The sequence below is a fragment of the Cognatilysobacter lacus genome (assembly GCF_008274655.1).
GTDB classification, from domain to species: domain Bacteria; phylum Pseudomonadota; class Gammaproteobacteria; order Xanthomonadales; family Xanthomonadaceae; genus Cognatilysobacter; species Cognatilysobacter lacus.
Genome location: NZ_VTRV01000129.1, coordinates 1 through 8,170, shown reverse-complemented (window position 1 = coordinate 8,170; position 8,170 = coordinate 1). Strand labels below are relative to the sequence as shown.

The window sequence follows — 8,170 nt, the reverse complement described above, 5'->3', positions numbered from 1 at the left end:
AGCGGCGCAGCGGCGCCGCGACGCCGCGACGCCGCGACGCCCAACGCTCGATCGGCAGGGCGATACGCGCCGGCCGGTGTCGTGGAATCATGCATCCCCAATCCCAGGGGAGCTGCACATGGATCCGTACAACACCATTTCACCGCCGCCGTTGAACTCCGCGCTGGCGCTGAACGATTCGATGGTCACGACCGCGCTGGAATTGCCCGACCTGCGCATCGTGCGAAACCTCGGCGTCGTGCGCGGCATCACCGTGCGCTCGCGATCGGTCGTCGGCAATTTCCTGGGCGGGATCCAGACGATCTTCGGCGGCAACATCACGATCTACACGCGCCTGTGCGAGCAGGCGCGCCAGGAAACGTATCGCGACATGATGCAGCACGCCCGCCAGCTGGGTGCCAACGCCGTGATCGCGGTGCGCTACGACGCCACGGAGCTCATGGCGGGGCTGACCGAGGTGCTCTGTTACGGCACCGCGGTGGTGGTCGAGCACGCCCGCTGAGTTTTCACCGCGCGCGCGGGGAGCCGGCCGCATGCTGTCGGCATGGCACCGGTCCAGCCCGCGCTCTTCGACGTCGCCGAACAGGTGCTGTTCGACGACGTCGAAGGCGGAATCCGCTACCGCCCGGGGCTGGTGGACATCGACCGGGCGACGCGCTGGTTCGCGGATCTGCATGAAGCCGCCGACTGGCGTGCGCTGCAGCGGTCCATGTACGAGCGCGTGGTCGAGGTTCCGCGGCTGATCGCGTCGTATTCGCTGTCATCGTCCGACGTGCCCGTGGCGGTACGCGAGGTACTGGACGCCGTGCGCGGTGTCGTTGACGCGCCGTTCGATTCCGTCGGCCTGAACCTGTATCGAGACGGCCGCGACAGCGTGGCGCCGCACAACGACACGCTGCATGCGCTGATGCCGGGCCAGCCGATCGCGCTGGTTTCGCTCGGTGAGCAGCGCGACATGGTGATCACGCCCAAAGCCGATGTGCTCGGCCGGAAGATTCGCCTGCCGCTCGCGCCCGGAAGCCTCCTCGTGATGAGCCATGCCTCGCAGTTCACGCACGACCACGGTGTGCCCAAGACACGCGATCCGGTGGGACCGCGCATCAGCCTGGCCTTCCGCGTGCGACAACCCGGGGGTGACCTCCTGCGCGGGTATTCACCCATCGCGACGTAGCGCGTGCCGCCGGAGCGCGCCACCAACCTCGGGCAGTCTTCGATGGTCGCGAATTCGGTGAGGACCCGTGCTCGCGACCCTGCGCGTACGCCGCCGCCGCTATCGTTCCGACCATGACCTGTTCGGACGCAGTCCACACCAGCGACAGCGGGCGCCTTTTCTTCGCGCTATGGCCGCCCGACGAGGTGCGCTCGGCGCTTGCGAGCGCGGCCGACGGCATCGCTGCGTTCGGGGCCGGGCGACGCGTTGCGCAGGCGAAGCTGCACCTGACCCTGCACTTCCTCGGCGGGTGGACGTCCGGAGTGGAACATCGCATCGAACGTGCCTGTGCGGCAGCATCGAACGTACGCGGCCGCGCGTTCGAATTGCGCGTCGACCATGCCGGCGCGTTCCCCGGCGCGCGCGTAGGCTGGCTCGCACCGGCCGGCAGTGTGGGACTGGATGCACTGTGGCTCGACATCCGCGTCGCTCTCGACCAGGGCGCCGTGCCCTACCGCCCGCAGCCGCACTTCGCGCCGCACATCACCGTTCGCCGCGGTGTTCGGGCGCGCGTGCCCGACGCGCCGATAGAAGCGATCACCTGGCCCGTCGACGCCTTCGTGCTGGTGCACAGCCACGACGGCCGATACGACGTCCTTGCGCGATGGCCACTCGACCGCGCGTGAGCATTCACCTCGTGCAACCCGCGGTCGTGCAGCCTTGCAGCCATGACGATATCGGGCGACTTCCACATCGGTTGCGCAGGCTGGAGCATTCCGGGCAGGCAGGCTGCGCAGTTTCCCGGAGAAGGCACGCATCTCGAGCGCTACGCCTCGCGCTTCATCGCAGTGGAAATCAATTCGTCGTTCTACAGGCCGCACCAGTCGCGCACCTATGCGAAGTGGGCGGGGCAGGTCCCGGACGGGTTCCGGTTCGCGGTAAAGTTCCCGCGCGCGGTGACGCACCTTTCCAGGCTGCGCGAGCCAGCCGCGGTCATCGACGAGTTCGCCGGTCAGGTGGACGGGCTCGGTGACCGTCTGGGGCCGGTGCTGGTGCAGCTACCGCCGAGCCTCGCGTTCGAGCCGCAGATTGCCGGCGAGTTCTTCGCGCGACTGCGCGAGCGCATCGACGGTGCGGTCGTCTGCGAGCCGCGGCATGCGTCGTGGTTTACCGACGAGCTCGACGACTTCTGGAAGCGCTACCAGGTAGGACGCGTCGCCGCGGACCCCGCGCGGGTGCCGGAGGCGGCGATCGCGGCGGGTGCGGGCCCGGTGCGCTACTGGCGGCTGCACGGATCCCCGCGCGTCTACTACGACGCCTATGGCGAGGGGCGCTTGCAGGCGTGGGCGGCGGCAATGCGCGACGCGAGCGACGCCGGATCGAACGTCTGGGTGGTGATGGATAACACGGCCATGGGACATGCGACCGACGACGCGTTGCAGCTGGAAGCGATGCTCCCCGGAGGGCGCACCCCCGCCTGATTGCGTGCCTGAGTTGCGCGACGCTCGAGTCGTGCCGTCGACGCGGGGGCGTGACACGCGCTATGAAGCTCTGCCCCCAGGTGCGCGCGTGCAGGCGGTCGACGCCGTCCCCAGCGGATTCCAGGCGTCGCCCGCGGCAGCTGCACGCCGGCGGCCCGCAGTTATCGGGGAGACGCGAGCAGGCGGGCGCTTCAGTCGACACGTGCTGGAAGGCGCCGACCTCACCCTTCCGTCGTGCACGCACGCCGCACTCGTTTCCGACGTGGCGGGCGACCCTACCCGGACTCGCCGCGTTCCTCTGCAGCGGGCGGGTGGCCTGCAGTCATACGTTGCGCCGCGACGCGCTGACATCCGGCTCGCATCCCGACTTCAGTCGCCGGATGCCGGGCGCCGGCCGTGTCAACGCCAATCGCGGTCCACGCGCAGAACGGGATAGACGCCGTAACGGTCGTCCCACGCGCTGTGGCGACGATAGAAGAACTCCAGGCGCTGCTGCGGACTTGCCGCGAAGGCCCCGTCCTCGCGCAGACGCTTCTCGAACGCGGCGCGCAGCGCGGGATCCGCGGCGAGCATTTTCTCCGCCTCTTCCTCGGCAACGTAGTCCTCCATGTATTCCTTGCGCTCGAACGCCGTGTTGAACCCGCCCCAAGCCGCGATCGCATCCGGGGCCTGCGGCTCGAGCAGTCCCATGACCAGCCGGGACTTCGGCTGCGCGATCGGCACGAACAGCGCGCCCGCACCGAGCGCTTGTGGTGCCGGCGACCAGACGCCGGTCGCTTCCAGGCGCTGGTGGCCTTCGAACGACTCGGGGGAGAACTTGATCGTCAGCGCGCTCCACGCCTGCACATCGATCCGCGGCACCGACGTCGCCAGCCGCTCATAGTCGACGCCGTGCACGTCCAGCAATCGCGCGACTCGCTCCGCCCACGCGGCGGGCACCACGTAGCCGGCGCCGGGGGCGGTCGCCGTGGTGGACGGCACCACGCGGTCGCGCAGCGGCACCTTCCACACCGTGGGCCTGGATTCGTTGTACCTCGTCATCAACGCGCCCGAGATCACCGAGGGCGTGCGCGAATACGCGTAGCCCTTGAAGTCGATGATGCGCGGCGTGCCCGTGGCCTTGTAATCGAGCGCGACGGTCGTGCCGGCGAGGCGCGTCGCACGTTGATCGGCGGCACGCGCCGTCGCCAGCCACTTGGGACCATCGGATGCCACCTGTTCGAGCACCGCGACGATCGCATCGTGGGTGGTGCGAACGCGGTAGGCGTACGGACGCCACGAATGCGTTTCCACCAGCATCGCCATGCGATTGCGCAGCTGCATGTAACCGAGCGAGAAGCGCGGCGTCGACACGCCATCGTCGAAGCCCGATGCCGGGTCGTCGCCGTTGACGAACGAGGGATAGAACGGCAACGGCATCGCGCCGTGCTTCTCCAGACGCGAGATCGTGCCGGTGCGCAGCGCGAGGCCGGCGGCTCGCAGCGGCTCGTCGCCCGAGTTCACCGGCTCGACCTGCACCGCGACGTCATGCCGGAACTTGGCGCCATCGGTCACGTGCAGGTCGACGTAGACCAGCGGATCCCACCGGTTGATGAGCGCCAGCATCGCGCGCATTTCCGGGGCATCGGCCTTCATGTAGTCGCGATTGAGGTTGAGGTTCTGCGCCGTCGCGCGCCAGCCCATTTCCTCCGGGCCGCGCTGGTTGGGTCGGTTCCAGGCCTTGAAGCGTTCATGTCCATCGACGTTGAACACCGGCACGAACAGGAACACCTGGCGGTCGAGCGCGTGTTTGGCCAGCCGGCCTTCGAGAAGTTCGCGCAGGGCGAGGAAGCCGGCGTCCTTCCCGTCGATCTCGCCGGCGTGGATGCCGCCCTGCATCAGGGTGACGGGCAAGCCGCGCGCGTGAGCGGCGTCGGCCGTGAGCGCGCCTGACGTCGACGCCACCAGCAGCTTCATGGGCCGACCTTCCGGAGTGGTGCCGAAGGTCTCGCAACGCACCGATGCCGGATATCTGGCGGCGAAGGCGTCGCACAGCGTGACCACTTCGTCGTAGCGCCCCGTCCGCGCGTAGGCGCTGCGTTCGGCAACGGTTCCGAGCTGCTCCTGCGCGAACGCGGGCAGCGAGACGGCGAGCAGGGCAGTAAGCAGAAGTGTCCGGGTCATCGTAGGGCCATCGGGGAAGACCGCGGCATGGTAGCCGGGCGCCCGTGCGATCATGCCGGCCCGACCGCCGGAGCTACCGATGCGAGCCCTCTATTACGCGCCTGGCGCAGCGAGCTTCCTGGTTCATTGGCTGCTGATAGAGCTCGGTCTCGACGTCGAGTTGATTCGGGTGGACACGGCGGCGGGCGACCAGAAGCGGCCCGAATACCTGGCGCTCAACCCGAATGGCGTGGTGCCCACCTACGTCGAGGACGGGCACGCGATGTTCGAGGCTGCGGCGATCGCGATGACGCTTGCCGACCGGAACGCGCCCGGCGAGCTCGCGCCGGCGTTCGACGCGCCCGAGCGCGCCGACTACACCCAGTGGATGTTCCACCTCGCCAACGCGGTGCAGCCGCTGTTGCGCATCTGGTGGTACCCGCACGAGGTGGCCGGCGCCGAGAATGCGGCCCCGGCACGCGAACATGTCGCGCCGCGCGTGGAAGCGGCATGGCAGCGCATCGATGACCACCTGGCCGCTCGTGGGCCGTTCCTGCTCGGCGACAGGCCCAGCGTTGCGGACTTCTACGTGACCATGCTCCTGCGGTGGACGCGCGGCATGCCGAGGCCCGGCGACCAGTGGCCGCATCTTGCAGCACTCGCCGCGCGCCTCAAGGCGCGCCCCTCGTTCGTCGCGCTCTACGAGCGCGAAGGCCTCACCGACTGGCGCTGAGCGCCGCACCGACTCCTACGAATGCTCACACTCCTCATCATCATCGTCACCTCGCTCATCTCCTGGCTCGCGTTCCGGAAGCCGAAGCTGGCCGAGCGCCTGATCCTGTGGCCGCCTGCGGTGAAACGCGGCCAGTACGACCGCCTGCTCACGCACGGCTTCATCCACGCCGATTTCTCGCACCTGCTGTTCAACATGATCACGTTGTTCTTCTTCGGACAACTGGTGGAGAGCCAGCTGGTGCCCGGATTCGGGCCGGTTGTGTTCCTGCTCTTCTACATCTCGGCGATCGTCGTCGCGATCCTGCCGAGCTGGCTGCGCCATCGCGAGGACGGCCGCTACCGCAGCCTAGGCGCCTCCGGTGCGGTGTCCGCCATGGTGTTCGCCGCGATCCTGATCCAGCCGTGGATGAAGATCTTCATACCCATTCCCGTTCCGGGAATCCTCTACGGCATCGGCTATGTCGGATGGTCGTGGTGGGCGGACCGCAACAGCATGGATGGCGTGAACCACAACGCCCACCTGTCCGGCGCCATCTACGGCGTGTTGTTCATGCTCCTGCTCGCGCCGGGTATCGGCAGCCACTTCCTCGCCGAACTGTCGCAACCGCGCTTCTGATGCTCACCGCGCGTCCATCGCGCGGCTGCTATCTGCACGGCTCGACCTGGAGATCCCCATGCACGTGGAACACCAAACCGATTCCCACCGTTTCACCACCAGGGTGGACGGCACGATGGCCGAAGTCGATTACCGCATCAGCGATGGCGTACTGGAGATCACGCACACGGGCGTGCCCGAGGCGATCGGCGGTCGCGGAATCGGCGGCGATCTCGTCCGCGCGGCCTTCGAGTTCGCGCGCAGCGAAGGCCTGAAGGTACGGCCGCTCTGCAGCTATGCCGAAGCGTGGAGTCGACGCCACGCCGAGTACGCCGACCTGCTCGCCTGATGCACGCCAGGTCAGGGCGTGGCAGCATGCGCGCCCTGACCGAGGCTCCACCATGCGCCTGAACAAGCACATCAGCGACACCGGCGCCTGCTCGCGACGCGAGGCCGACCGGTTGATAGCCGAAGGGCGCGTCACCGTGAACGGGCTGCGCGCGCGGGTCGGCGCCGAGGTGGGCGAGGGCGACGTCGTGCTGGTCGACGGCCAGAAGCTTGCCGTCCGCAAGGCCACGCCCGGCAAGCGGCGGCACGTCTACATCGCGCTGAACAAGCCGGTCGGGGTCACCAGCACGACCGAAAGCACCGTGCCCGGCAACATCGTCGAATTCGTGGGCCACGAGCACCGCATCTTCCCGGTCGGCCGGCTGGACAAGGATTCCGAGGGCCTGATCCTGCTGACCAGCAACGGCGACATCGTCAACGAGATCCTGCGGGCCGAGAACAAGCTCGAGAAGGAATACCTGGTCGCCGTCAACAAGCAGGTCACCGACGAATTCGTGCGCGCGATGGCGCGCGGCGTGCCGGTGCACGGCGAGATGACGCTTCCCTGCAAGACCCGCAAGCTTGGTCCGTTCGGCTTCCGCATCGTGCTGGTGCAGGGCCTCAACCGGCAGATCCGGCTGATGGCCGCGCACTTCGGTTACCGGGTGAAAACGCTGGTGCGCGTGCGCATCGGCAGCGTGCAGCTGGGTCGCCTGAAGGTAGGCCAGTGGCGCAACCTGACCGACGCCGAGCTGCACGCGTTGATCCCTACGCGCACCGACTGGTAGCGGCGTCGATACGGGCATCACGCGCCGCCCGTTAATTTCCCGTGCACGCCCCGCTGCCTCCGACGGTTCATGACTCCGCTTCCCCCCGTACACCGACGCGCACTCCTGCTCGCCGCGCCGGCGCTCGCCTGCCTCCTGATCGCCGCCTGCCACGACCGTGCCGATGCCCCGTTGCCGGCACGTGCATCCGCCACCCGCGCTGCTAACCCCGCGACCCCGCCCGCCAGGCCGAAGGACGAGCTGGAGACGACCGCCAGCCACGTCATCGGCATCAGCTACCCGCCCGGCCTCGAACGCTATCCGGCGCTCGCGACCGAAGCCCAGCGCTATGCGTCGCAGGCACGGCAGCAGCTGCTCGACGCGGCGAAGCAGCGGCCGCCGAGCGCGCAGGACGGCCCGTACGAGCTCTCGCTCGAATTCAAGCTCGACCACGAATCACCCGAAATGGTGGTGCTCGCGGTCGACGGCAGCGCTTACACGGGCGGCGCACACGGCACGCCGCTGATCCAGCGGTGGGTGTGGCTGCCCCCGCAGAACCGGCGCCTTACGGTGGCCGACCTTTTCCCGCAGCCGGCCAGCTGGCAGCGCATCGCCGGAGAAGTGCGCGCGCAGCTGCGGAGCGAGCTCGAGCTGCGCCTTGACGCCGACAACGCGACGCCTGCCGAGCGTGCGGCCGCCACCAAGTCCGCGGCGCCCATGATCGAAGGCGGCACGGAACCCGACCCGGGCGATTTCGCCGTATTCGAGCCGGTGCTGGACGGCGGCGGCAAGATCACCGCGCTGCGTTTCGTGTTCCCGCCGTACCAGATGGGCAGCTATGCCGACGGCATGCGAACCGTCGAACTGCCTGCGGCGCGTCTGGTGCAGGACGTCGCGCCGGCCTACCGGCCGTTGTTCGCCATCACCGGCTGATGGCGCCGCGCGCGCCGACCGCCGTCCCGACCGCGGCGCG

General features: G+C 68.7%; 10 protein-coding genes. 9 read left to right on the top strand and 1 reads right to left on the bottom strand.

Annotated features, from left to right (window positions below; all coding sequences use genetic code 11):
• Positions 1 to 118 precede the first annotated feature (118 nt).
• From FW784_RS10870 to FW784_RS10855, 4 genes are all read left to right on the top strand, one after another.
• Positions 119 to 502, top strand: a complete 384-nt coding sequence (locus FW784_RS10870; protein ID WP_149353366.1) for a YbjQ family protein — start codon at positions 119 to 121, stop codon at positions 500 to 502.
• 42 nt (positions 503 to 544) lie between these two features.
• On the top strand, positions 545 to 1,171 hold the full coding sequence (locus tag FW784_RS10865) for an alpha-ketoglutarate-dependent dioxygenase AlkB (RefSeq protein WP_149353365.1): 627 nt from the start codon (positions 545 to 547) through the stop codon (positions 1,169 to 1,171).
• A gap of 113 nt (positions 1,172 to 1,284) precedes the next feature.
• Positions 1,285 to 1,836: an RNA 2',3'-cyclic phosphodiesterase gene (gene thpR, locus FW784_RS10860; protein WP_149353364.1), complete on the top strand. Its 552-nt coding sequence runs from the start codon at positions 1,285 to 1,287 to the stop codon at positions 1,834 to 1,836.
• Between the two features lie 42 nt (positions 1,837 to 1,878).
• Complete coding sequence (locus tag FW784_RS10855) at positions 1,879 to 2,631, top strand: DUF72 domain-containing protein (protein ID WP_149353363.1); 753 nt, start codon at positions 1,879 to 1,881, stop codon at positions 2,629 to 2,631.
• 399 nt (positions 2,632 to 3,030) lie between these two features.
• Here the strand turns inward: FW784_RS10855 and FW784_RS10850 are convergent, their stop codons facing one another.
• Positions 3,031 to 4,794, bottom strand: a complete 1,764-nt coding sequence (locus FW784_RS10850) for a M14 family metallopeptidase (RefSeq protein ID WP_149353362.1) — start codon at positions 4,792 to 4,794, stop codon at positions 3,031 to 3,033.
• Positions 4,795 to 4,873: 79 nt separating this feature from the next.
• On the opposite strand from FW784_RS10850, the gene FW784_RS10845 reads away from it, so the two are divergent.
• The 5 genes from FW784_RS10845 (at position 4,874) to FW784_RS10825 (ending at position 8,130) form a co-directional block, all read left to right on the top strand.
• Entirely contained in the window at positions 4,874 to 5,506 is a 633-nt protein-coding gene (locus FW784_RS10845; protein WP_149353361.1) for a glutathione S-transferase family protein, read from the top strand.
• A 21-nt stretch (positions 5,507 to 5,527) separates the two neighbouring features.
• A complete protein-coding gene (locus FW784_RS10840; RefSeq protein ID WP_149353360.1) occupies positions 5,528 to 6,124 on the top strand; it encodes a rhomboid family intramembrane serine protease in 597 nt (198 codons plus the stop codon).
• Between the two features lie 58 nt (positions 6,125 to 6,182).
• Positions 6,183 to 6,452 (top strand): GNAT family N-acetyltransferase, encoded by a 270-nt coding sequence (locus tag FW784_RS10835; RefSeq protein WP_149353359.1) that lies wholly within the window; start codon positions 6,183 to 6,185, stop codon positions 6,450 to 6,452.
• 52 nt (positions 6,453 to 6,504) lie between these two features.
• The gene (locus tag FW784_RS10830) at positions 6,505 to 7,218 is read left to right on the top strand and encodes a pseudouridine synthase (protein WP_149353358.1); all 714 of its coding nucleotides are present in this window, start codon (positions 6,505 to 6,507) and stop codon (positions 7,216 to 7,218) included.
• Between the two features lie 69 nt (positions 7,219 to 7,287).
• Positions 7,288 to 8,130 carry a DUF3298 and DUF4163 domain-containing protein gene (locus tag FW784_RS10825; protein ID WP_149353357.1) on the top strand — a complete coding sequence of 281 codons (843 nt, stop codon included), beginning with the start codon at positions 7,288 to 7,290 and terminating at the stop codon, positions 8,128 to 8,130.
• The last annotated feature ends 40 nt before the right edge of the window (positions 8,131 to 8,170 follow it).